The 21,232-nt window shown below is 74.5% G+C and carries 20 protein-coding genes; 11 read left to right on the top strand and 9 right to left on the bottom strand.

All coding sequences use genetic code 11. The features are described 5' to 3' along the window. On the bottom strand, window positions 1-769 hold a 769-nt coding region (locus MCM47_RS26400; protein ID WP_238864197.1), incomplete at its 3' end, for an SDR family oxidoreductase. A 252-nt stretch (window positions 770-1,021) separates the two neighbouring features. On the opposite strand from MCM47_RS26400, the gene MCM47_RS26395 reads away from it, so the two are divergent. From MCM47_RS26395 to MCM47_RS26385, 3 genes are all read left to right on the top strand, one after another. Continuing rightward, complete coding sequence (locus tag MCM47_RS26395; RefSeq protein WP_238864384.1) at window positions 1,022-1,354, top strand: helix-turn-helix domain-containing protein; 333 nt, start codon at window positions 1,022-1,024, stop codon at window positions 1,352-1,354. A 207-nt stretch (window positions 1,355-1,561) separates the two neighbouring features. After that, the gene (locus MCM47_RS26390) at window positions 1,562-2,446 is read left to right on the top strand and encodes a MerR family transcriptional regulator (protein ID WP_238864196.1); all 885 of its coding nucleotides are present in this window, start codon (window positions 1,562-1,564) and stop codon (window positions 2,444-2,446) included. After that, window positions 2,443-3,765: a glycosyltransferase gene (locus MCM47_RS26385; protein WP_238864195.1), complete on the top strand. Its 1,323-nt coding sequence runs from the start codon at window positions 2,443-2,445 to the stop codon at window positions 3,763-3,765. Before MCM47_RS26390 ends, MCM47_RS26385 begins: the two co-directional genes overlap by 4 nt. A 75-nt stretch (window positions 3,766-3,840) precedes the next feature. Here the strand turns inward: MCM47_RS26385 and MCM47_RS26380 are convergent, their stop codons facing one another. The 3 genes from MCM47_RS26380 to MCM47_RS26370 form a co-directional block, all read right to left on the bottom strand. Continuing rightward, window positions 3,841-4,347, bottom strand: coding sequence for a GNAT family N-acetyltransferase (locus tag MCM47_RS26380; protein ID WP_238864194.1), 507 nt, complete (start codon window positions 4,345-4,347; stop codon window positions 3,841-3,843). Window positions 4,348-4,586: 239 nt separating this feature from the next. Next, complete coding sequence (locus MCM47_RS26375) at window positions 4,587-5,318, bottom strand: DUF1906 domain-containing protein (RefSeq protein WP_238864193.1); 732 nt, start codon at window positions 5,316-5,318, stop codon at window positions 4,587-4,589. A gap of 325 nt (window positions 5,319-5,643) precedes the next feature. Further along, window positions 5,644-6,378 carry an alpha/beta hydrolase gene (locus tag MCM47_RS26370; RefSeq protein ID WP_238864192.1) on the bottom strand — a complete coding sequence of 245 codons (735 nt, stop codon included), beginning with the start codon at window positions 6,376-6,378 and terminating at the stop codon, window positions 5,644-5,646. A gap of 213 nt (window positions 6,379-6,591) precedes the next feature. Here MCM47_RS26370 and MCM47_RS44090 point away from each other — a divergent pair, with 213 nt between their 5' ends. Continuing rightward, window positions 6,592-8,532: a SpoIIE family protein phosphatase gene (locus MCM47_RS44090; RefSeq protein ID WP_374209209.1), complete on the top strand. Its 1,941-nt coding sequence runs from the start codon at window positions 6,592-6,594 to the stop codon at window positions 8,530-8,532. Window positions 8,533-8,732: 200 nt separating this feature from the next. Continuing rightward, entirely contained in the window at window positions 8,733-9,869 is a 1,137-nt protein-coding gene (locus MCM47_RS26355) for a PP2C family protein-serine/threonine phosphatase (RefSeq protein ID WP_238864191.1), read from the top strand. Between the two features lie 113 nt (window positions 9,870-9,982). On the opposite strand, the gene MCM47_RS26350 is transcribed toward MCM47_RS26355, so the two are convergent. The 3 genes from MCM47_RS26350 to MCM47_RS26340 all read right to left on the bottom strand — a co-directional run bounded on the left by MCM47_RS26350 (window position 9,983) and on the right by MCM47_RS26340 (window position 12,623). Further along, window positions 9,983-10,237 (bottom strand): hypothetical protein, encoded by a 255-nt coding sequence (locus MCM47_RS26350; RefSeq protein ID WP_238864190.1) that lies wholly within the window; start codon window positions 10,235-10,237, stop codon window positions 9,983-9,985. 211 nt (window positions 10,238-10,448) lie between these two features. Next, a complete protein-coding gene (locus MCM47_RS26345) occupies window positions 10,449-11,930 on the bottom strand; it encodes a bifunctional phosphatase PAP2/diacylglycerol kinase family protein (protein ID WP_238864189.1) in 1,482 nt (493 codons plus the stop codon). Window positions 11,931-12,353: 423 nt separating this feature from the next. Continuing rightward, the gene (locus MCM47_RS26340) at window positions 12,354-12,623 is read right to left on the bottom strand and encodes a hypothetical protein (protein ID WP_238864188.1); all 270 of its coding nucleotides are present in this window, start codon (window positions 12,621-12,623) and stop codon (window positions 12,354-12,356) included. Window positions 12,624-12,991: 368 nt separating this feature from the next. On the opposite strand from MCM47_RS26340, the gene MCM47_RS26335 reads away from it, so the two are divergent. Next, window positions 12,992-13,405 carry a hypothetical protein gene (locus MCM47_RS26335; protein ID WP_238864187.1) on the top strand — a complete coding sequence of 138 codons (414 nt, stop codon included), beginning with the start codon at window positions 12,992-12,994 and terminating at the stop codon, window positions 13,403-13,405. Between the two features lie 12 nt (window positions 13,406-13,417). On the opposite strand, the gene MCM47_RS26330 is transcribed toward MCM47_RS26335, so the two are convergent. Both MCM47_RS26330 and MCM47_RS26325 read right to left on the bottom strand, forming a co-directional pair. Beyond that, on the bottom strand, window positions 13,418-14,062 hold the full coding sequence (locus MCM47_RS26330) for an NADPH-dependent F420 reductase (protein ID WP_238864186.1): 645 nt from the start codon (window positions 14,060-14,062) through the stop codon (window positions 13,418-13,420). A 52-nt stretch (window positions 14,063-14,114) separates the two neighbouring features. Further along, window positions 14,115-14,927, bottom strand: coding sequence for an inositol monophosphatase (locus MCM47_RS26325; RefSeq protein ID WP_238864185.1), 813 nt, complete (start codon window positions 14,925-14,927; stop codon window positions 14,115-14,117). 115 nt (window positions 14,928-15,042) lie between these two features. On the opposite strand from MCM47_RS26325, the gene MCM47_RS26320 reads away from it, so the two are divergent. From MCM47_RS26320 to MCM47_RS26300, 5 genes are all read left to right on the top strand, one after another. Further along, window positions 15,043-15,990, top strand: coding sequence for a LysR family transcriptional regulator (locus MCM47_RS26320; protein ID WP_238864184.1), 948 nt, complete (start codon window positions 15,043-15,045; stop codon window positions 15,988-15,990). A gap of 356 nt (window positions 15,991-16,346) precedes the next feature. After that, window positions 16,347-17,039 (top strand): GPR1/FUN34/YaaH family transporter, encoded by a 693-nt coding sequence (locus MCM47_RS26315; RefSeq protein ID WP_238864183.1) that lies wholly within the window; start codon window positions 16,347-16,349, stop codon window positions 17,037-17,039. Window positions 17,040-17,443: 404 nt separating this feature from the next. Then, the gene (locus tag MCM47_RS26310; protein ID WP_238864182.1) at window positions 17,444-18,403 is read left to right on the top strand and encodes an NAD-dependent epimerase/dehydratase family protein; all 960 of its coding nucleotides are present in this window, start codon (window positions 17,444-17,446) and stop codon (window positions 18,401-18,403) included. Between the two features lie 65 nt (window positions 18,404-18,468). Continuing rightward, window positions 18,469-20,139 (top strand): carbamoyltransferase C-terminal domain-containing protein, encoded by a 1,671-nt coding sequence (locus MCM47_RS26305; RefSeq protein WP_238864181.1) that lies wholly within the window; start codon window positions 18,469-18,471, stop codon window positions 20,137-20,139. Then, window positions 20,136-21,200, top strand: coding sequence for a glycosyltransferase family 2 protein (locus MCM47_RS26300; RefSeq protein ID WP_238864180.1), 1,065 nt, complete (start codon window positions 20,136-20,138; stop codon window positions 21,198-21,200). The genes MCM47_RS26305 and MCM47_RS26300 overlap by 4 nt, the downstream gene beginning before the upstream one ends. Window positions 21,201-21,232: the final 32 nt, after the last annotated feature.

Raw genomic sequence — 21,232 nt, 5'->3', positions numbered from 1 at the left:
CCCGCCGCTCCTCGTCGGTCGGCTCGCCGAGGATGTCGAGGGTGCCGTCGGCGACGGGCTCCGGCATGAACTGCACCAGGTGTGCCCGAGCGGCCTCCCGGCCGAGCTCCACGAAGTGCACCGGCTCGCCGACGGCCGCCGCGAGGGCGTGCGCCTGCTCGCGCGGGGAGACCGGTTCGGGTCCGGTCAGCACGTAGGTCCGGCCGGTGTGTGCGTGCCCGTCGCGCAGGACGGTCGCGGCCACCGCTGCCAGGTCCTCCGGGTCCACGGTGGGCAGGGCCACGTCGCCGAACGGCGCCGGCACGGTCCGTCGGGTCCGGACCGGCTCGGCCCAGGCGAAGGCGTTGGAGTGGAAGCCGCTCGGCCGCAGGATCGTCCAGTCGAGCCCGGACGCCCGGACCGCCTCTTCGTACGCCACCAGTGGCGCGTGCGAGACGGATCCGGGCCGGGTCCCGGAGACCTGGGAGGAGAGCAGCACCACCCGGCGCACCCCCGCCGCCCTGGCCGCGTCGAGGAGCGCGTCCGCGCTCTGACGGTCCGCACCTGCCAGCACCTCGCCGGAGAGGAGGAGGAACAGCGCCTCGGCGCCGCCCAGGGCCGGCCGCAGGCTCGCGGCGTCCGTCAGGTCGGCCGGGTGATGTCGCACGCCCACCGGGAGCGAGGCGTCCGAAGGCCGCCGCGAGACCGCCGTCACCTGCTCGCCCGCCGCCGCGAGAGCCTGCACCAGCGGCCGCCCGACATTGCCCGTCGCACCCGTCACAACGATCATCACAGCTGTCCCGTCCATCGGTGGAAGTCGATTGAACTCGCCTGTTGAAATGGAGAGTTGACGTCATCGCGGAGGATCCCGTTCGCGACGACAGGGAGACGCTAACAGCCTGCGTACAGTAGGTACCTAGGGGAAAGTGACCCGGCTCGGAGGGGGAGCGCTGTGGGTGAGGCGGACGGGTGGAAGGCGGGCGGGCCGAAGGCGGACCGGGCGGCGGTCGACGGATCGACTGACCCGGGCCAGGCGTGTCCGATCGGCCCGGTGGTGGACCTGGTCTTCAGCCGCTGGACCACCCCGATCCTCTGGGCGCTGAACGAGCACGGCCGCCAGCGCTACGTGGAGCTCCAGCGCCGGATCACCGCGATCACCCCCAAGGTGCTCACCCAGCGGCTGCGTCAACTGGAGCGCGACGGCCTGGTGCAGCGGACGTACCACGCCGAGGTGCCGCCGCGGGTCGAGTACGAGATCACCGAACTCGGCCGCAGCCTGGCGCCCCTGTTCGCCAGCCTGGTGGAGTGGTCGGCCGCCAACCTGGACCGCGTCGAACGGGCCCGCCAGGACTACGACCACACGACTGCCCGCTGACCTCTCGACCGGCCGCCGCCGGGGCGCGGTCCGGCCGCCGCCGGGGCGCGGTGCGGCCACCGTCGGGGCGCGGTCCGGCCGCCGCGCGGTCGCCGACCTGCGAATCTTGACCCTGACCCCACGTCAGGGCGCACCGTTGGGGAGCGAGCGAGCGAACGAGCGGCGGCCGGCGACGGGACGCCGTGGACACGGGTGCGGGGTGCGGCAATGAGCTGGTCGGTCGGGCAGGTTTCCGGGTTCGCCGGGGTCACGGTGCGGACGCTGCACCACTACGACCGATCCGGGCTGCTCGCGCCCAGCGAGCGGAGCCCGGCGGGATACCGCCGTTACAGCAGTGCGGACCTGGCCCGGCTCCAGCAGATCCTGTTCTACCGTGAGCTCGGCTTCACCCTGGAGGAGATCGCGGCCATCCTGGCCGACCCGCAGGCCACCGCACTGGACCACCTGCGGGCCAGGCGCCAGGCCCTCACCGACCAGATCGCCAGGCTGCAGAAGCTGGTCGAGGTCGCCGAGCGGGCGATCGAAGTCCAGCGCACCGGCGTCGAACTGACTCCCGAGGAGCGGTTCGAGGTCTTCGGCGACGTGGTCTTCGACCTCAGCTACGCCACCGACGCCCACCTCAAGTGGGGCGAGCGGGAGGGCCACCAGCAGGCGCTCGCACGGGCCGCCGGCCACTCCAAGGAGGACTGGCGCCGGCTGATGGCCGAAGCCGCAATCTGGCGCCGGAGGCTGCTGGCGGCTTTCGCGGACGGTGCCGCCCCCGACAGCGAGCGGGTCCTCGACCTGGCGGAGGAGCACCGGCAGCACATCGCCCGCTGGTTCACCCCGTGTCCACCGGAGATGCACTGCCGGATCGCCGACGACTACGAGGCGGACGCCCGGGCCTTCGCCCTGGTCGTTCCGGTCGGCGACCAGCGCCCGGGACTGGCGGCCTACCTCCGTGCGGCCATCGGCGCCAACGCCCGCCGCAGCAGCGGTCCCGGCCGGCCGGGGCCCGACCGCACCGCCATCCACCCGGGGGCTCGCTCCACCCGTTCCGCATGTCCGGACGCCACCGCAGGAACCCCCGCCCACCCCGAGGACGACCAGTGAAGATCCTGATCGCGGCGGCCGGTTCGTACGGCGACGTCGCCCCCTACACCGGCCTCGGCGTCGGTCTGCGCGAGGCGGGCCACGACGTGGCCCTCGCTGCGCCGGAGGCCTTCGCCACACTCGTCGGCGACAGCGGCCTGGACTTCCGCCCGCTCCCCGCCGACCCGCGCGTCGACCCGCGCGCCGACCCGCGCGCCCACACGGAGGTCGACGCGCCCGGGGTGGCGGCTGGCGTCCGCGCTGCACCCACCCCGTCCGGCCCGGCGACCCGGCGCTCCTCCCTCCTCGCCAAAGCGGCGGCCTTCGTCGACCGCCTCGGCGACGGGCTCGCCGACGCGGCCGCCCCCGGTGCCGACCTGCTCCTCCTCTCCACCACCACCGCCCCGCTCGGTTGGCACCTCGCCGAGGCCATGAACGTCCCGAGCCTCGGTGTCTACCTGCAACCCACCCTGCCCACCGGGGAGTTCCCGCCGGTGGTCGGCAGCGCCAGGTCGCTCGGCCGCTGGGGGAACCGTGCGGCCGGCGCGCTCGGCCAGCGCGTCGTCGACCGACTGCACGCCGACGCGGCCCGCCGCCTGCGCGCCCGGCTCGGCCTGCCCGCCCTGACCCAGGGCGCCCAGCGCCGCCGCCGTGAGCGGGAGGACTGGCCGGTCCTGCACGGCTTCAGCACCGCCCTGCTGTCCCGACCGGCGGACTGGCGGCCTGGGCTGAGCGTGGTCGGCAACTGGTGGCCGCACGTGCCGTCCGCGGCGCGGCTCCCGGACGTCGTCGAGGACTTCCTCCGTGCCGGACCGCCGCCCGTGTTCATCGGCTTCGGCAGCATGGCAGCCGGCGCGGGGGAGCGGCTGGGTGAACTGGCCGTCCGCGCGCTGCACCGGGCCGGTGTGCGGGGCGTGCTCCAGTCCGGCTGGGCAAGGCTGTCGGCCGACGGCGACGACGTCCTGACGGTGGGCGAGCTACCGCACGCCCTGCTCCTGCCGCGCACCGCCGCCGCCGTCCACCACTGCGGTGCGGGCACGACCGCGGCCGCGCTGCGTGCGGGGGTTCCGGCGGTCCCGGTGCCCGTCATGGCGGACCAGCCGTTCTGGGCCTCCCGGCTCACCGCGCTCGGCGCCGCCACCGCACCGGTCCCCTTCGCCGAGCTGACCGCCGACCGGCTGGCGGCCGCCCTGCGCCGAGCAGTCCGGGACGATGCGCTCCGCACGCGGGCCCGTGCCACCGCTCGCGCGATGGCGGCCGAGGACGGCGCCGCACGCGTCGTGGAAGCGGTCGCCCGGATCGCCGACGGGCACCGGGCGATCCTTGATCAACTCGATTGACCCGGCGGACCACGGATGGGACGGTCGCCGCAGGCCACCCGGGCCGCCCGCGGGGGTCGCGAGCCCGGGCCGCCGTCACACGGGGCGGCGCATGAAGAGCCGTGGCCACCTGTCCAGGCCGTGGGCCGCTTCCCTGGCGCGGATGTCCAGTTGGCCCGGGCCGAGCAGGTCGTCGTCGAGCGGTCGGAACCCGCAGCGTACGTAGTAGGGGGCGTTCCACGGCACGTCCGTGAACGTGGTGAGGGTCAGCGCCGGGACGCCGTGGGCCGCCGCCCGTCCGGCGAGGTGGTCCAGCAGGGACCGTCCGATGCCGCGGCGTGCACTGTCAGGGTGCACCGAGACCTGCTCGACGTGCAGGTTGCCGTCGACGTGCTCGGCGACGAGATAGGCCACCGGAACGTCGGCCTCGTCGACGGCCACCCAGGCCAGCCCCGCCCGCTGGTACCGAGCGAGCTCGTCGAGCGGCAGCGGTTCGTCGTCCGCGATCTCGGGCATGCCGATGTCGCGGAAGCACCGCCCGGCCGCCCGCTCGACGTCCTGGAGCAGCGGCAGGTCCTCGGTGCGGACTTCTCGTATACGCATGACCCGATTGTCCAGGGCCGGTGCCCTGCGCGGGAGTCGATTTCGTCCCGGGGAGTCCCCCCTGACGGGTGACGCTTCCGGGTCCTCGGAAGCGTCACCCGAAAGGCGCCACCCTGAGATGGTGTCCCAGGCCCGCGGCCTGCCGGACGGAGTGTCACGGCCCGGTCCGCCTGCCACCGGGCGCCACCTGCCACCGGGCCCGGCCTGCCACCGGCCCACCTGCCGCCAGGGCCGACCTGCTACCAGGCCCCACCGGCCACCAGGCCGTCCAACTCGTCCCGGTCGACGTTGAGCGTCACCCCGCCGTATGTTTCGTCGGCGCCGCCCCGGTACTGATGGATGCGGCGGCCGGTCCACAGGTCGTCGGGCAGCCCGGCCTGCCCGGTGGTCGTGGGGTGGCCGTCCCAGCGGGCGTACCAGATCGCGTCGGGCAGGGGGGTACGGCCGGCCCGGGCGGCGGCGACCACGTCGGCGATGCCCGAGTTCAGGCTGGAGTAGAAGCCCGACCGGTATCCGGCCGCCTGGAGCGCCCGAGTCCAGCCGACGGTGAAGTCGACCACCGCCCGGCTGCACACCGCGTCGCCCGTCGGATAGGCCTCCATGTCGAGGTACACCGGGCTTCCCGGCCCCAGACCCAGCACCCGCAGCGCCGCCGCCGCCTCGGCGGCCTCCTCTGCGCCCTGCTCCTCGGCCCGGGCCGGGTCGATCCGCAGCGGCTTGTCATCCCGCTCGGCGCACGGTGCCTGCAGCCCGACGTGCGTGGGCACCAGCCGCCACCCCATCGCCCGGACCATGCCGACCCACTGCGGCGTCAACCGGGTCTGCGCGCAGGCGCGTTGGCTGCCACTGCTGTAGATGTTCACCGCACCGTACGGCGAGGCGACGCGCCAGGCGGACATGGCCTCCACCGGTGGGGCCGAGCAGGCGTCGAACCCGGCCCCGGTGAACCGGTACTCCGGTAGTCCGTCCACGGAATCGTCCGGCGGCGCGGCGAAGGGCGCGGCGAACGGCGCGGGACGGGCGACCGGAGGTACCGCCCGAACGGCCGTCGGATCCCACCCGCCGAGCTCGCTCCCGCGGGCGGTACCGGGGAGCATCACGAGCGCAACCGCGAGGAACGCGGTCCGAGAGAGAAGGTGCATCCCCCCGTCCTAGCCGCCCGCCCACGGGCCTCCCGTGCGATCGGGCCGACGCGCCGCGTCCGTTCACCCGGAATCACCACCCCTCCGGCTCCGGACTCTCGCCGCTCCACCGTGCTCCGGCCACCTCCCGTCACCCCGTCACCCCGTCACCCCGTCACCTCCCGTCACCCCCGCCACGTCGCTCCGGCAGCGGCACGGGCGAAGCGGACGGGGTGTGGCGGTCGCCGGTGGCCAGCCGGTGGAGCAGTCCGACAGTCTCCTCCTCGTGCGACGCGAAGACTCCGTGGTCGCTTCGCCAGGCGAGCGCCCGCGTTGCGCGAGCGGCGAACCGGCGTTGCAGGTCCGGGTGCACGGCGCGGTCCTCGGTGCAGACGACGTAGGTGCTGGGCCGCTGGTGCCAGGCGGCGCCGGTCGTCGGCTGGTGGCCGGGGGCCATCAGCTGGGGGACGAGCTCGGCGGCATGGCGGGCACGTTCCTCCTCGTCGAGTTGGGCATGGAACAGCCTTCCCGCCGCCTCCCGGTCGATCGTCGTGGTGCCGGCACGATCGCCGATCATGCTGGTTCCGAGCTCGGTGGGCGGCGCGCCGGCGAGAAGGCCCAGGGCGGTCTCGCCGCGGTCGGGCATCATCGCGGCGAGGTACACGAGGTGGTCGACCTTGTGCGGTGGCAGACCGGTGATGACGGCACCGCCGTAGGAATGACCGCACGCGACGGCGGGGCCACCCGCGTCGGTCAGCCGGTCCAGTGCGGTCTCGGCCGCGGCGACGTCGGCTGCCAGCGACCCGCGGTGCAGCTCGGCGACGGCCACGGCGACGCCACGTGCCCGCAACCCGGCCGCGACGCCGTCCCAGGCACGACCGGTGTGCCATGCGCCGTGGACCAGCAGCACCCCTCGGGGTGCACGTGAAGATGGGGAAGGGTTCACCAGGGCCTCTCGGTGTTCGGACGATCGCGGAACGGGGGCCTTCTCCGACACGCCCTCACAGCCCGCTCGACCATAAGAGCCACCGGCCGGGAAAAGGATTCGGCCTCCGCCGGGGCGGGTGCGGACCCTGCCCGGGGTGATCGACCGGAGTTGGGACCTGTGCCGGCCCGGGTCAGTATGGGAAGGAGGCCGTGCGCCCACTCGTCGGCCCGAACGAGGTTCGACACTGCGCTGTTCGGTCCGGTCGTCCCCCGGTGGACCGCGACGGGAAGGAGACGGTTTCCCTTGGTACGAACTCCGCTGCTGGCCGTACGCGGCATCTCCAAGCGGTTCGGCGCCGTCCAGGCGCTGAGCGACGTCGACCTCGCCATCGAGGAGGGGGAGGTGGTCGCGCTGGTCGGGGACAACGGCGCGGGCAAGTCCACCTTGGTCAAGGTCGTCTCCGGGGTGTCCGCGCCGGACAGCGGGGCGATCGAGTGGGAGGGGCGGAGCGTCGACTTCCGCAGGCCGCTCGACGCCCAGAACCTCGGCGTCGCCACCGTCCACCAGGACCTGTCACTCTGCGACAACCTCGACACGGTCGCCAACATCTTCCTCGGTCGTGAACTGCGCAGATTCGGCGTTCTCGACGAGATCGAGATGGAGAAGCGCTGCCGCAGACTGCTGAGCGCCCTGTCCCTCCGGATCCCCAGCCTGCGCGTCCCGGTCGGCTCGCTCTCCGGCGGCCAGCGTCAGAGCGTCGCCATCGCTCGCGCGATGATCGGCGAGCCCCGGATGGTCGTCCTGGACGAGCCCACCGCGGCCCTGGGGGTCGGTGCCACCGCAGTCGTCCTGGAACTGGTCGAGCGTCTGCGGGCGCAGAAGCTCGGCGTGCTGATCGTCAGCCACGACCTGGACAACGTGCGGGCGGTCGCCGACCGGGTGGCGGTGCTGCGCCTGGGCCGCAACGGGGGCTTCTTCGACACGAAGTACGCGACCCAGGAGCAGATCGTCTCGGCCATCACGGGCGACCACAGTACGGCCGTGACCCTGCAGCAGAGCCTGCTGCCGCACGGGCTGCCCGAGCAGGAAGCCCTCGACGTCGCCTACCGCTACCTGCCCGCGCAGTCGGGCGTCGGCGGGGACTGGTTCGACGTCATCCCTCTGTCGGGCACCCGCGTCGCACTGGTGGTGGGGGACATCGTCGGTCACGGTGTGCACGCGGCCGCCACCATGGGCCGGCTCAGGACGGCCGTGCACAACTTCTCCATGCTCGACCTGCCCCCCGACGATCTCCTGGCGCACCTCGACGAGCTGGTCAGCCGGATCGACAAGGACGACGTCACCACGCGTGACGACCCCGGGATCACCGGAGCCACCTGCCTGTACGCGATCTACGACCCGGTGTCGCAGTCCTGCGAGCTGGCTCGCGCCGGCCACCTCCCGCCCGTGCTCATCACGCCCGACGGCACCGCGGAGTACGTCGACCTGCCGGCCGGACCTCCCCTCGGCGTGGGCGGACTGCCCTTCGAGACCGCGCGGCTACGGGTGCCCGACGACGGCCGGCTGGTCCTGTACACCAACGGCCTCGTCGAGGACCGGCGCCGGGACATCGACAGCGGACTCGACGTCCTGCGCACGACCCTGGCCGGCGCCCGGCGCGCCCCGGAGGAGACCTGCGACGCGGTGCTCGAGGCGCTGCGGCCCGGGAGCTCCACGGATGACGCCGTCCTCCTCGTGGCGCGGACCCGTGCGCTGCCGGCCGACCGGATCGCCCGGTGGGACGTCCCGCCGGATCCGGCGGCAGTGGCCGGCATCCGGGCCGAGGCCGGTCGCCAACTGGAGGCGTGGGGGCTGGCGGAGCTGGAGTTCACCACCGAGCTGATCCTCAGCGAGCTGATCACCAACGCGATCCGCTACGGCACCGGGCCGGTCGGCGTCCGCCTCCTCCTGGGCCGCGCGCTGATCTGCGAGGTTTCGGACACCAGCAGTTCCGCCCCGCACCTGCGCTACGCCGCGGCCACGGACGAAGGCGGACGCGGACTCTTCCTCGTCGCCCAGTTGGCCGAGCGCTGGGGGACGCGCTACACGCCCGACTGCAAGATCATCTGGGCGGAACAGGTCGCCTCGGGTCGGTAGGCGGTGCGCAGCAGGGCGCTGCCCTCGGAGCTGGGGGTGGCGCCGGCCCGGACGTCGGCCCTGCCCGAAGGCTTCGGCCGGGGAGGCACCGCGCCCGGTGACCGGGGATTGCGCAGCGGCGTACGCCGTACGGGCGGCCTGTCGCCGACCCCGCACGTGCCGGATGCGCCGGTCCGCGGACGCGACGCATCCTGGGGGGCATGGACGTCGAACGGCGCTCGGCCGAGGCGAGGCCGTGGGGGCGCGTCCCGGCCCTGGTACTGGTACCGATCGGTCTCCTCGTGGTGCTCCTCGTGGTGATCGTCCGGTCGCCCGAAGCGGTTCGGCTCGGCCCGCTGCTCGTGGTCGCCCCCGCGCTGACCCCGTCGTTCGCCGGTCCGCGGGTGACGGCCGCCGTCGCGGTGCTCACGGTTGCCGTCGGCGTCCTCATCGCCGTCCTGCGCGGGGGCCTGACCACGGACAACCACCCGGCCCAGCTCGTCGCACTCGTCGCCCTGTCCCTGATGATCGTGGTCTTCGCAGTGGTCCGGGAGCGCCGCGAGCGGCAGCTCGCCCGTGCCCAGTCGGTGGCCGAGGCCGCCCAGCGCGCCCTGCTGCGCCCGATTCCCGAGCGGATCGGCCCGCTGCAGATCGCGACCGTGTACCTGGCCGCCGAGCAGGAGGCGCAGATCGGCGGTGACCTCTACACGGCGACCCGCACCGGCGACGGGGCTCGGATGATCGTCGGCGACGTCCGGGGCAAGGGCCTGGCCGCAGTCGGGGAGTCCGCCCTGCTGCTCAGCGCCTTCCGGCTGGTGGCCGCCGAGCACGCCACGCTGCCGGAGCTCGCCCGGACGCTGGACCACAACGTCAGCCGGTACCTGGTCGACTTCGCCCAGGCCGAACGCGAAGCCGCCGAGCACTTCGTCACCGCCCTGTTCCTCGACATCCCCGACGACGCCCCCGTGGCCCGGATGACCAACTGCGGACACCCGCCCCCGCTGCTCGTGCACCACGACCGCGTGATCGGCCTCGACGGCGCTGGTGCCGCGCCGCCGCTCGGCCTCGGTGCCCTGGGGGCTGCGGACTACCCGGACGAGACGTTCCCCTTCGAGATCGGGGACGTGCTCCTGCTCTACACCGACGGCGTGGTCGAGGCCCGGGACCGTTCCGGCGCGTTCTACCCGTTCGCGGAACGGGTCGCCCGCTGGGCCGGCAGCACGCCGGAGGCGCTGGTCAACCACATCCGCCGCGATCTGCTGGCGCACGCCGGGGGGCGGCTCGGCGACGACGCGGCCGTGGTCGCCGTCCGGCGTACGGACGGACGGTCCGGACACCGTCTGCACGCGGTGCTGTAGGCGGCCCACAGTCCCGCGCTCTCCCTCGCCCCCGCCCCTGTACTCGGGCTCGGGCGGCAGATCGGTCCACGGCCGGTGGCGCCGGGCACCGCTCGCGGGGTCCGGCCCCCGGGTCAGGCCGCCGCGGCCGGGGCCGTCGCGCCGGACCTGGCCGGCGTTGCTCCTCGTGACGACCGAGTGGTGGAGCGTGCCGCAGCCGAGTCCGTCTCCTGCCCGCGCAGGTACGCGACGAGCTCTCCGGCGGACGTCAGCACGGCGCCTCCGCGGTCGGTGAGCCGCTGCCGCTGGCTGCTGGCCGCCGGTCGCCGGTCGCCGGCCGAGCGGGCGAGCGCCTCGGGCCCGCCGGCGCCGCCGACCTGGTGCAGCACCGTGGCGATGTGGGCCGGGGCCCCGGCGCCCCGGCAGGTGGGCGAGCCGGGCGTCGCGGAGGTCGTCCGCGGTGGGAGGTGCGGGCGTGTGTTGTGCGGGTCGCGCGCCGGTCCGAGGAGCCCGGCGCGTTCCCACATCGGTCTCGGCCGCCGCGCGCAGGGACGGCGGCCTGCACTGCCTCCGGGCCAACCGGGCCGGCCCGGCGCCGGCTCAGCCGGCCGAAGGCCGGTAGACCGTCAGGGCGTTGGGCGCCTTGGCCAGTCGGAGGGCCCCTGCGGCCGGCACGCTCTCCCCGTCGACGGCGATCCGGTCGGCGTCGCCCAGGGAGTCGAGGTCGAGCGCGGTGAGCCGGGCCGCGTGGTAGACCCGTGAGCGCGCCATGGTGCCGGACAGGACGGCGGCCGCCAGCCGGGTACGGGCGAAGGGGCGGCTGCCGTCGACCACCCTGACGTCCAACAGCCCGTCGGCCAGGCCGGTCCGGCTGGTCGGGGCGAAGCCGGGCGGATCGTAGGCGCCGTTGCCCGCGAACAGCAGCCAGAGGCGCCGGTCGCGGCCGCCGGCCCGGACGGTGACCGGCTCGGCGGAGGCCAGCGACCGGCCGACCGCCACCGCCAGGGCCGGCCACTTGCCCAGGCGACCCTCCAACGACTCCCGCATCCGGACCAGTTCGGGGTAGACGCCGAGGCTGAAGGTGTTGAGGAAGACCCGGCGCGCGGTGCCGTCGGTGGCGAGTCCGAGATCCACCCCGCAGGCGGAGCCCGCCACCACGGCCGCCGCGGTGTCCGCGAGCGACTCGACGCCGAGGTCCAGCGCGAAGTGGTTGAGCGTGCCGCCCGGGAAGACCGCGAGCGGCAGCCCGCGCTCGGCGGCGAGGGAAGCGCCCAGGTTGACGCTGCCGTCGCCGCCGCAGACCCCGAGCGCCCCGCCGGCCCGGGCCGCCCGGTCGGCGGCCTCGGCCAGCATCGCGGGCAGGTCGTCCTCCGGGCCGCAGAGCAGCACGTCGGCGCGTGGCAGCAGGGCGCGCAGCTCGGCGACGGTCTCCTCCGGGCCGGCCGCGAGCAGCGCCCCGTTGCCGGAGCCGCTGTTCACCACCACCGAGAGGCCCGCGCCCTCCGGCAGCGCCGGAGCGGTGCGTGGCGGCGGTCCGGCCGGCGGCGGGGTGTCGTTCGCCCGGGGCCACCACCGCACGGTGACGGCGGCCGCCGCCGCGCCGAGCGTGAACCCGGCCAGCACGTCGCCGGGGAAGTGGGCGCCGGTGTAGACCCGGGAGGCGCCGACGGCCGCGGCCACCGGTGCCAGCGCGGCGCCGAGGAGCGGCGACTCGATGGCGACGCCGGTCACGAAGGCGGCCGCCGAGGCCGAGTGCCCCGAGGGGAAGGAGGTGGTCACCGGCTGGCGCAGCAGCCGCCGCACGGCGGGCACCAGATCGAGGCCGGGGCGCGGCCGCCGGCTCAGCTGCTTGGCGGCGATGTTGGCGGCTGCCGAGGCGAGCGCCAGTGATCCGAGGCCGCGCAGCGCCGCCCGCCGGCCGGTCCGGCCGCCGACGGCGCCGAGCACCGCGGCCGCTCCGAACCAGAGCTTCCCGTGGTCGGCGGCGTGGCTCAGGCCGCGCAGCCACGGTTGGGTGCCGCGCAGGCGTGAGAGCGCCACGCGGTCGAACAGGGCCCGGTCCACTGCGTCGAGTCGCCTCATCCCAGCGAGCCTAGGCGGCGGCGGGGGATCCCGCACGGAAACAGCGGAAGGTGCCGCGGGTGTGTCACACGCGGTGCCCGGCGGGGACGGCGGCCCGGGCACGGGCGTCTGCCATCCAGCGCCTGCGCCGCGTGCCCGGGATCCGGGTGGCCGGCTCGGCGAGGCCGGGATCATACCGACGTGCCGCGAACCTTCGAGGATCTGATCGTCCGGCACCTCGGACGGGAACGCTCCGGCGCGGGGGCCCTGCGCTCGAATCCGCTCGGCGAGGCGGCCGGGGCGTTGTCGACGATCCCCGCGGTGAGGCAGAAGGGCCCCGAGGACACGATGAAGACGTGCGCGGGAGCCGTCTCGGCGCTCGGGTGCGCCGCCCCGGGGCCCGTCCCGCACGCAGCGTGGTGCGGTCCGGTCCGAGGTTCCGAATCACCGGATCTTCCGGCGCCCGCCCCCGTCCTGTTCCGCCCGCCCCTGCCCAGCCGCCAAGCGGCGCCGGACCACCGTGAGGTCGAGCCAGGCGAGGCCGGCGAAACCCGCGCACAGCGCGCAGAAGAGGGCGTACGTTCCCCGGTTGGGCGCGGGGCCGGGACCGGCCAGGGCGGCGAGTACCGCGAAGGCCACCGCCCCGCAGACGAACAGCACCAGGAAGATCCGGGCCAGGAGCCTGCGCAGCTCCAGGTCCGACCGGGCGTTCACGGGCTCCGTACCCGGCCGCACCGACGGCTGCGCCCGCCACTCGGGCGTGGTCCTGCCCGGTCCCTGGGGTGTGTGCGGGAAGTCGTGCCGCTCACCCGCCCGACGACTCTCCCGCTGCGCACGCCTGTGCTGCTCTTCCATCACTGCCTCCCAAGGCTGCTCCGCCGCCCCGCGCCCCACGCGCCTACCCGCCACGAGCGGGGCAACCCCGCGCCGGCCCATGCTGTCTCGCCGGCGAAGGAGGAGAAGGCGGACTCGGAGGCGGAGGGGGCGAGCGGGTGCGGGAGTTCCGGTGCGCACGTCCGGAGTGTGGGGCCGGTCCGGGCGGGGCAGCCGCCTCGCCGGAAGACCCGAGGAAGGAGACGGTCATGCCCGATGCGCTCACCGTGGCCCGCGCCCAGGGACTGTTCAACCTGGTGGGCGGCCTGTGGCCGGTCCTGTCGCTGAGAACCTTCGAAGCGGTCTACGGTGCCAAGACGGACCGCTGGCTCCAGCGCACCAACGGCGCCTTGCTGGCTTCCACCGGCATCAGCCTGCTGCTCGCCGAACCCGGCAGCGCGGGAGTGCGGCACGCCCGCCGCGTCGGTCTCGGGAGCGCCCTCACTCTCCTGACCGCCGACGCGGTCTACGTGCCGCTGCGCCGGATTCCCGCCACCTACCTGCTCGACGCCGCCAAGGAGGCGGCGTGGGTGGCTGCCTGGTGGGCCGTCCGGAACCACGAGCCCGCTCACGAGTCCGCCACTCGACCTCGTCGACCGGTCCGGCGGGGTCGACGGCGGTGACCGACTGACGGCTCAGCGGGCGAGGGAGACGGCGAAGGGCTTGAACCCGTGCCGGCGCAGGAGATGGGGAACCACCAGGATCATGGCCTCGGTGGCGCGGGCTGTGGTGATGCCGCCGAGGTCCTCGATCCAGGCGGGGTGCCAGCCCAGGTCGCCGAGCAGGCCGGTGACGGTCTCCTTCGCGTTCCGGTCGTCGCCCGAGAGGTAGGCGGTCGGCGGGGTGGCCAGGGTCTCGGGAGCGGTCATGACCGTGAACAGCATGGTGTTGAGGGTCTTGACCACCCGGGTGTCGGGGAGGGCGGCCTGGAGTTGCTCCGCGAGGCTGCTGCCGGGGTAGTACAGGTCGCCGGGCAGGCCGTCACCGGCGTCTCGGGTGGCGTTGGAGACATCGACGAGGAGCTTTCCGGAGAGCTCGGTGCGCAGGCCGGCCAGGCGGTCCAGGGAGGTGTCGCCGGGCGTCGCGTTGATCACGACGTCCGCGGTGCGGGCGGCGGTGCGCTGGTCGGTGAAGGCGATCTGCGGGGCGATGCCGGCGGCACGCGCTGCGGTGTCCTCCGGGTCCCGGACACCGAGGGTGACACGGTGTCCGGCTGCGGAGAGCTTGGCGGCGAGGTTGGCGCCGACCCGGCCGGCGCCCAGGATGCCGATGCTGGTCATCAGGTGAATGCTCCTTGCGGTCTTCGGGATGGGTGGGAGCGGAGGTGCCCGGTCAGGCGATCGGCGACAGGACCTCGAGGGCGGCGGTGTGGATGCCGGGGGCGGCGGCCAGGAAATCGCGGCTGCCCGTGTGCCAGGGCTCGCCCGCCAGGTCGGTGACCGTACCTCCGGCCTCGGAGACCAGCAGCGCACCGGCCACCAGACCGGAGCGGACGTCGGAGAACTGCCAGAAGGCGTCCGTGCGTCCCGCGGCGACGTGGATGAGCTGCATGGTGGCGGGAACGGACACGCGCACGACGAGGCCGTTGACGAGCATGGCGGTGACGGAGTCGCCGATCCGCCGGAAGGTGCGCTCGTCCTCGCCGGGCCTGGCCTGGCCGGTGCCGACGAGCGCGGCGCCCAGATCGGTCTTGGCCGACACCGTCAGGGGCCGGTCGTTGAGGCGGGCACCGCCGCCGGCGACGGCGGTGTAGGTGTCGCCGGTCAGCGGCAGATGGACGACGGTGAGCACCGGCCGGTCGTCGCGGACCAGCGTCGCGGTCACGGCCCAGTCCGCCATGCCGTGAACGTGGTTGATGTTGCCCTCGGCGGGGTCGACGACCCACCACTCCCCGGGCGGGAGCGCACCGCCGGCGAGCTCGTCCTCGGCCCACTGGGATCCGGGCCGGGCCCGCAGCAGGGGCTCCCGGAGCACCGCCAGCACCGCGTCGTCGTTGGCGTGGATCTCCGCGACGACCTCGTCGAGGCTCACGCCCCGGGCGTGCGGGGTGTGGCGGTCGCGCAGCGTGAGACCGGCGGTCCTCACCGCGGCGGTCACCTCCGACAGGAGCGTCGTGTCGGCGGCGAAAGGCATGGCAGTGCTCATGGCGGGCTCCCTGGATTCGATGTGTGCCGGCGGCTCGTCTCGCGCCTGCACTTCGAAGGTAGGCGCCGCAATCGTTAACAACAAGTGCATGTCAGGCACTTGTAGAGTTACTGCCATGCAACTGGATCTCAACCTCCTCACCGCCCTGGACGCCCTGCTGGAGGAGGGCAGCGTCGCCGGCGCCGCGGCCCGCCTCCACGTCACCGCACCGGCGATGAGCCGCTCCCTGGGCCGCATCCGCAAAGCCACCGGCGACCAGATCCTGGTCCGCACCGGCCGCAGCATGGTCCCCACCACCCGCGCACTGGCCATGCGCGCCCAGGTCCACGCCCTCGTCCAGCAGGCCCACCACCTTCTCTCCGCGCAGCAGGAACTCGACCTGACGGCCCTCGACCGCGTGTTCACCGTGCGCTGGCACGACGCCCTGACCGCCGCCTGCGGCACCGCCCTGATCACCGCCGTCCACCGCCAGGCCCCCGGCGTCCGGCTGAGGCTGTCGGCCGAACCCGGAACGGACGACGCCGAGCTGCGCCGGGGTGAGGTCGACCTCGAATCGAGCTCCAGCGCCCCCACGCTCCCGGACATCCGACACCGCCTCGTCGGCAGGGACCGGCTGGTCGTCGCCGTCCGACCGGGCCACCCCCTCACCGAAGGCCCGCTGAGCACCGAGCGCTACGCAGCCGCCGAACACCTCACCGTGTCGCGACGCGCAAGCCTGCGGGACCCGATCGACGACGCCCTCACCACCCGCGGCCTCGAACGACGCGTCGTCGCCGCCGGTCCCACCGCCGCGTTCGCCCTGCAACTCGCCCGCGACACCGACCTGGTCGTCACCCTCCCCGACGCGGTCACCTGCGCAGCCCGGGAACACCTCGGTCTGGTCACACTGCCGCCGCCGCTCCCGCTGCCCGAGGTCCCCCTCTACCTGCTGTGGCACCAGCGCTACGACGACGACCGCGCCCACACCTGGCTGCGAGAGACGGCCACCGAAACCGTCCAGGCGCTGTTCGTCGCACCCCCGACCGCCCTTCACCGACCCGTCACCGGCCGGACCGGACAGTGACGGAGGCCGGCGGGAGGCCCTGCCGCGGCTGATCGTACGCAGTCGCGGGAGCAGGCTGGCCCGGACCGGTACGAGTGGCCGGGGGTGCGTGCAGGTCCGCGACGCAGGCGGGCGGCGCGCGGCTGCGCACGTGCCGCGGGGCGGGGCGGACGGTTCACAGGCTCGCACCTTCGCGCCGGTTCGTCCGGACCGGCCGGGGTAGCCGCTCGGTGTCCGGCCAGCAGGCAGCCATGGCCGACCGGGGAAACGCACCGACCGAACGATGACGGTCGAGTACCGCGGGCGTCCCAGAGGTTTCGCCGTCCGGCCACCGACGACCGCCGTGAAGTTCAGCAGACGCCCGAAGGAGTCACGGCATGACCACGGATCCGGCGCTCCCCGGCGCCACCGCGTCCCCACCGCCACCGCGGATCTTCCTGCGGCCGCTGGCCACCCCGCTGCCCCTCGGGTTCCTCGGCCTGGCCGTGGCCACCTTCGTCCTGTCCGGGCTGCAACTGGGCTGGGTACCGGTGGGCCAGGCGCATCAGGTGGCCCTCGTCATGGTGGCCTTCGCCTTCCCCGCCCAGCTGATCGCGGCCCTCTACGGATTCCTGTGCCGTGACGCCGCAGCCGCGACCGGGATGGGCGTGCTGGCGGGCACATGGCTGACCCTCGGCCTGATCACGCTCGGCAGCCCGCCGGGGGCGACGAGCGAGACCGCCGGGCTCCTGCTGCTCGCGGCGGGTCTGGTGCTGTTCGTCCCGGCGGTGGCCACCGTGCCCTCCAAGGGAGTCGCCGGCGTCGTCCTGTTCACCGCCGCGCTGCGCTTCCTGTTGACGGGTGCCTACCAGTACGGCGGCGGCAGCAGCTGGAAGACCGCCGCCGGTGTGACGGGCGCGGTCCTCGCGGCGTTCGCCCTGTATGCGGCGCTCGCCCTCGAACTGGAAGGCCAACGCCGACGTACCGTCCTGCCCACCCTCCGGCGGGGCGGGAGCACCGGGGCCGCCCCCGGCACGGCGGTGCAGGACGAGGCGCTCGGTCGCGAGCCGGGCGTCCGCGGAGAGCTGTAGCCACCGCCCGCCCGACCTGCATCGGGCCCTCCCGACGGCGGCATCGGGAGGACGGGGCCGGTGCTGCCCGGGCGAAGCGGGCCGCTCCAGGACGGGGCCCGGCCCCTCGGAGCCGCCCGCTCGGCACGGATCGGGGGTGGCGGTCGCGTGAGGTTCGTTCGGACGGAGTACCGCCCGCACCACCGTCGTCCCGGGTCGTTCCCCCCGGCGCCCCTCCGTTCGCGATCGTCCGGAGGCCCGTCTCGCAGCGGGGGGCAGCCGGGGCGGCCGGGCCGCGGACGCAGCGGGCGGTGCCCGTCACCGGGAGCCGGGCGACCGGCGGACCGAGTGGCGGGACCGACGGGGCTTGCGAAAGCTGGTCCGGGGGCAGCGGACCCGGATCCGCGACGATCGAAAGGACCGCCATGGGGAGCTTGCCGACCGACCACATGCATGCCGTCGTCACGGGAGGGGCGGGCTTCGTGGGCTCCCACCTGTGCACGGAACTCATCCGGCTCGGCCATACCGTCACCTGCGTCGACGACTTCTGCACCGGCTCGCCGGACAACGTGCGCCATCTCGTCGGCCGCCCCGGCTTCGAACTGCGCGAGGCGGACGTCACCGACCGGCTCGACGTCGACCGCCCCGTGGATCTCGTCCTCCACCTCGCCTCCCCGGCCTCGCCCGCCGACTACCTCCGGCTCCCCGTCCACACCCTCGACGCGGGCAGCCTGGGAACCCGCAACGCGCTGGCGCTGGCCCAGCGGCACGGCGCGAGGTTCCTGCTCACCTCGACCTCGGAGGTCTACGGCGATCCGCTGCAACACCCGCAGAGCGAGACCTACTGGGGCAACGTCAACCCGGTCGGTCCGCGGAGCGTCTACGACGAGGCGAAGCGGTTCGCCGAGGCGCTGACCACGGCCGAGGCCGCCGCCGAGGGGGTGAACACCGCGATCGTCCGCCTGTTCAACACCTACGGACCCCGCATGAGGTCCCACGACGGGCGGGCGGTGCCGACGTTCATCCGCCAGGCACTGGCCGGCGAGCCACTGACGGTGACCGGTGACGGCAGTCAGACGCGCTCCCTGACCTACATCAGCGACACCGTGAACGGCATCCTCGCCATGGCCTCCTCCGAGCTGGCCGGTCCGGTGAACCTCGGCAACGACACCGAGTTCACCATGCTGGAACTGGCCGGGCTCGTCATCGAGCTCACCGGATCCCCGTCGACGGTGGAGTTCGTCGCACGCCCCACCGACGACCCCGCGGTCAGGCGCCCGGACATCACCCTGGCCCGCGGAAAGCTCCGCTGGGAACCGACGGTGCCCGCCCGTGAGGGGCTCGCCCGCACCATCGAGTGGTTCCGCGAGCACCCCGAGGCCTGAGCAGCCCGTTCCGACCCGACCCACCCCGACGTGCGGGCCCGCCGCCGATCCGGAAGGCCGTCACCATGCGCATCCTCGGCATCAACGCCCTCTTCCACGACCCTGCCGCCGCCCTCGTCATCGACGGGCGGACGGTGGCCGCAGCGGAGGAGGAGCGTTTCAGCCGCCGTAAACACGGCAAGCGCCCGCTGCCGTTCTCCGCCTGGGAGCTGCCCGAACAGGCCGCTCGCTGGTGCCTGGACCACGCGGGCATCCGTCCCCAGGACCTCGACCTGGTGGGCTACTCGTTCGACCCGGCACTCGCCCGTCCCGCCGAGCAACTGGGACTCGACGACCCCTGGGACCACCTGCGCCTCACCTACGCCCGGGAGGCCCCGAACTTCCTCGCCGAGGTGCTGCCCGGGTTGGATCCCGCCAGGGTCCGGTTCGTCCCGCACCACGTCGCGCACGCCGCGTCCGCCGCCTTCGCGGCCGACGGGCAGAGCGACCCCTGCTCGGTGCTGGTGCTCGACGGCCGGGGCGAGGCGGCGTCACATCTGGCCGCCCGCCGGGTCGGTCCGCGGTTGGAGCAGCTCGCGGCCCAGGAACTCCCGCACTCCATGGGGCTGGTGTACGAGGAGCTGACCCAGCATCTCGGCTTCCTCCGGTCCTCGGACGAGTACAAGGTGATGGCGATGGCCTCGTACGGGTCGCCGACCTCGGTGGCGGAACTCCGCCGGTACGTCCACCCCACCGGCGACGGCGGGTTCCGCGCCGCCGGCGTGCCGTGGGCCGAGTTCGCACCGGCACTGGAGCCGGGCCGGGAGTGGACCCCGGCCCACGCTGACCTGGCGTGTTCGGCGCAGCGGGTGCTCGAGGAGGTACTGCTGGACCTGGTGCGCTGGCTGCACGGGCGCACCCACGACGGCCTGCTGACACTGGCCGGCGGAGTGGCGCTGAACTGCGTGGCCAACTCCCGCATCGCCGCCGAGGGCCCCTTCGACCGGGTCTGGGTGCAACCGGCCGCCGGAGATGCGGGCACCGCGCTGGGCGCCGCGCTGCACCTCGCGGCCTCCGCCGGCGAACAACCGGAACCGATGCCCGGCGCCGACCTCGGCCGAGGCTGGTCGGACGGGGAACTGGAGGCCTGGCTGCGCGGCGCGGCCGTCCCCTACGAACGGCCGGAGGACGTCGCCGCGGAGGTGGCCCGGGAGTTGGCCGCGGACGGCATCGTCGCGTGGTTCCAGGGCCGGTCCGAGTTCGGCCCGCGCGCGCTCGGCCACCGCTCCCTGCTCGCCCACCCGGGCCGGGCCCGGAACCTCGAACGGCTGAACGACGTCAAGGGACGGGAGCAGTTCCGCCCCGTGGCACCGATGGTCCTCGCCGACCGGGCACCGAAGATCTTCAGCGGCCGGCATCCGAGCCCCTACATGCTGTTCGTCCACGAGGTCGCACCCGAATGGCGCGACCGGATCCCCGCCGTGGTCCACGTGGACGGCACCGCCCGGATCCAGAGCGTCGATCCCGTGGACGACCCGCTGACCGCACGCATGCTGGAGCGGTTCGAACTGCTCACCGGCCTCCCCCTGGTCGTCAACACCAGCCTCAACACGGCGGGACGCCCGATGGTGGACGACGTCCGGGACGCCCTGGAGTGCTTCGGCTCGGCGCCGATCGACCTGCTCGCCCTCGGCCCGTTCGTCGTCCGCCGGGGCGACCTGTTCACCGGGGCGGGCCGCTCGGAGGCACGGGCATGACGAACGGTGCCGATCCCTCGTACGCGGTGGTCATCCCCACCCTCGGCCGCCCGAGTCTCTCCGTCACCCTCGCCGCACTCGCCGGCGCCCGGGGTCCGGCGCCGAAGCGGGTGGTCCTGGTGGACGACCGGCCGCCGACCGACCGCGGGCCGCTGGACGTCGAGATCCCGCCATCCCTCCGGGACCGGGTCTCGGTGGTGGAGAGCGGGGGGAGCGGCCCGGCGGCTGCCCGCAACACCGGCTGGCGGAGCGTCGGACAGGAGTGGATCGCCTTCCTGGACGACGACACGGTGCCCGGACCGTCCTGGCCGGCCGATCTGGCCGCCGACCTCGCGGCCTGCGGGCGGCAGACCGGTGGAAGCCAGGGCACCATCGTGGTGCCGCTGCCCACCGACCGGCGGCCGACCGACTGGGAACGGTCGACGGCCGGGCTGGAGCGATCGTTGTGGATCACCGCCGACATGGCGTACCGCCGCGTCGCCCTGGAGCAGGTCGGTGGCTTCGACGAGCGCTTCCGGCGGGCGTTCCGTGAGGACGCCGACCTCGCGCTGCGCGTCGTCGACGCCGGCTGGCACCTCAGCCAGGGCGCACGGACGACCCTGCACCCCGTCCGTCCGGCCGACCGCTGGGTCTCGCTGCGCCAGCAGGCCGGCAACGCGGACGACGTCCTGATGAACCGGCTGCACGGTCGTCGCTGGTGGCACCGGGCCGGGGCGGCGCGCGGTCGGCTGCCCCTGCACCTGGCCATCACCGGCTGCGCGGCCGGCGCAGCCGTCGCCGCACTGGCCCGTCGCCCCCGCGCCTGCCTGGTGCTGACGGGGCTCTGGCTGGCGGGCACCGGGGAGTTCGCGCTGGCGCGGATCGCGCCCGGGCCACGGATCGCGGAGGAAGTCACGACGATGCTGCTCACCAGCGCCGCGATCCCTCCCGCCGCCGGCTACCACTGGGCCGCGGGAATCCTGCGGCACCGCCGCGAGGCGCCCTGGCGGCCCGTGCCGGACGGCGCGCACCGGTCCGCGCACCCGACCGACGGCGGCCGAGCGGTTCCGGCCCACCACTGAGCCCCGCTGGGGCTTGCAGCCGAGGAGAGCAC

The sequence above is a fragment of the Kitasatospora sp. A2-31 genome (assembly GCF_022288725.1).
Classification (GTDB): domain Bacteria; phylum Actinomycetota; class Actinomycetes; order Streptomycetales; family Streptomycetaceae; genus Kitasatospora.
This window is presented reverse-complemented; position numbering and strand designations above follow the sequence as displayed.

Excerpts from the sequence above, each read along its gene's own strand:
- MCM47_RS26390 (WP_238864196.1), top strand. The coding sequence starts at position 1,562 with ATGAGCTGGTCGGTCGGGCAGGTTTCCGGGTTCGCCGGGGTCACGGTG.
- MCM47_RS26380 (WP_238864194.1), bottom strand. The coding sequence starts at position 4,347 with ATGCGTATACGAGAAGTCCGCACCGAGGACCTGCCGCTGCTCCAGGAC.
- MCM47_RS44090 (WP_374209209.1), top strand. The coding sequence starts at position 6,592 with ATGGGAAGGAGGCCGTGCGCCCACTCGTCGGCCCGAACGAGGTTCGAC.
- MCM47_RS26355 (WP_238864191.1), top strand. The coding sequence starts at position 8,733 with ATGGACGTCGAACGGCGCTCGGCCGAGGCGAGGCCGTGGGGGCGCGTC.
- MCM47_RS26345 (WP_238864189.1), bottom strand. The coding sequence starts at position 11,930 with ATGAGGCGACTCGACGCAGTGGACCGGGCCCTGTTCGACCGCGTGGCG.
- MCM47_RS26335 (WP_238864187.1), top strand. The coding sequence starts at position 12,992 with ATGCCCGATGCGCTCACCGTGGCCCGCGCCCAGGGACTGTTCAACCTG.
- MCM47_RS26330 (WP_238864186.1), bottom strand. The coding sequence starts at position 14,062 with ATGACCAGCATCGGCATCCTGGGCGCCGGCCGGGTCGGCGCCAACCTC.
- MCM47_RS26325 (WP_238864185.1), bottom strand. The coding sequence starts at position 14,927 with ATGAGCACTGCCATGCCTTTCGCCGCCGACACGACGCTCCTGTCGGAG.
- MCM47_RS26320 (WP_238864184.1), top strand. The coding sequence starts at position 15,043 with ATGCAACTGGATCTCAACCTCCTCACCGCCCTGGACGCCCTGCTGGAG.
- MCM47_RS26315 (WP_238864183.1), top strand. The coding sequence starts at position 16,347 with ATGACCACGGATCCGGCGCTCCCCGGCGCCACCGCGTCCCCACCGCCA.
- MCM47_RS26310 (WP_238864182.1), top strand. The coding sequence starts at position 17,444 with ATGGGGAGCTTGCCGACCGACCACATGCATGCCGTCGTCACGGGAGGG.
- MCM47_RS26305 (WP_238864181.1), top strand. The coding sequence starts at position 18,469 with ATGCGCATCCTCGGCATCAACGCCCTCTTCCACGACCCTGCCGCCGCC.
- MCM47_RS26300 (WP_238864180.1), top strand. The coding sequence starts at position 20,136 with ATGACGAACGGTGCCGATCCCTCGTACGCGGTGGTCATCCCCACCCTC.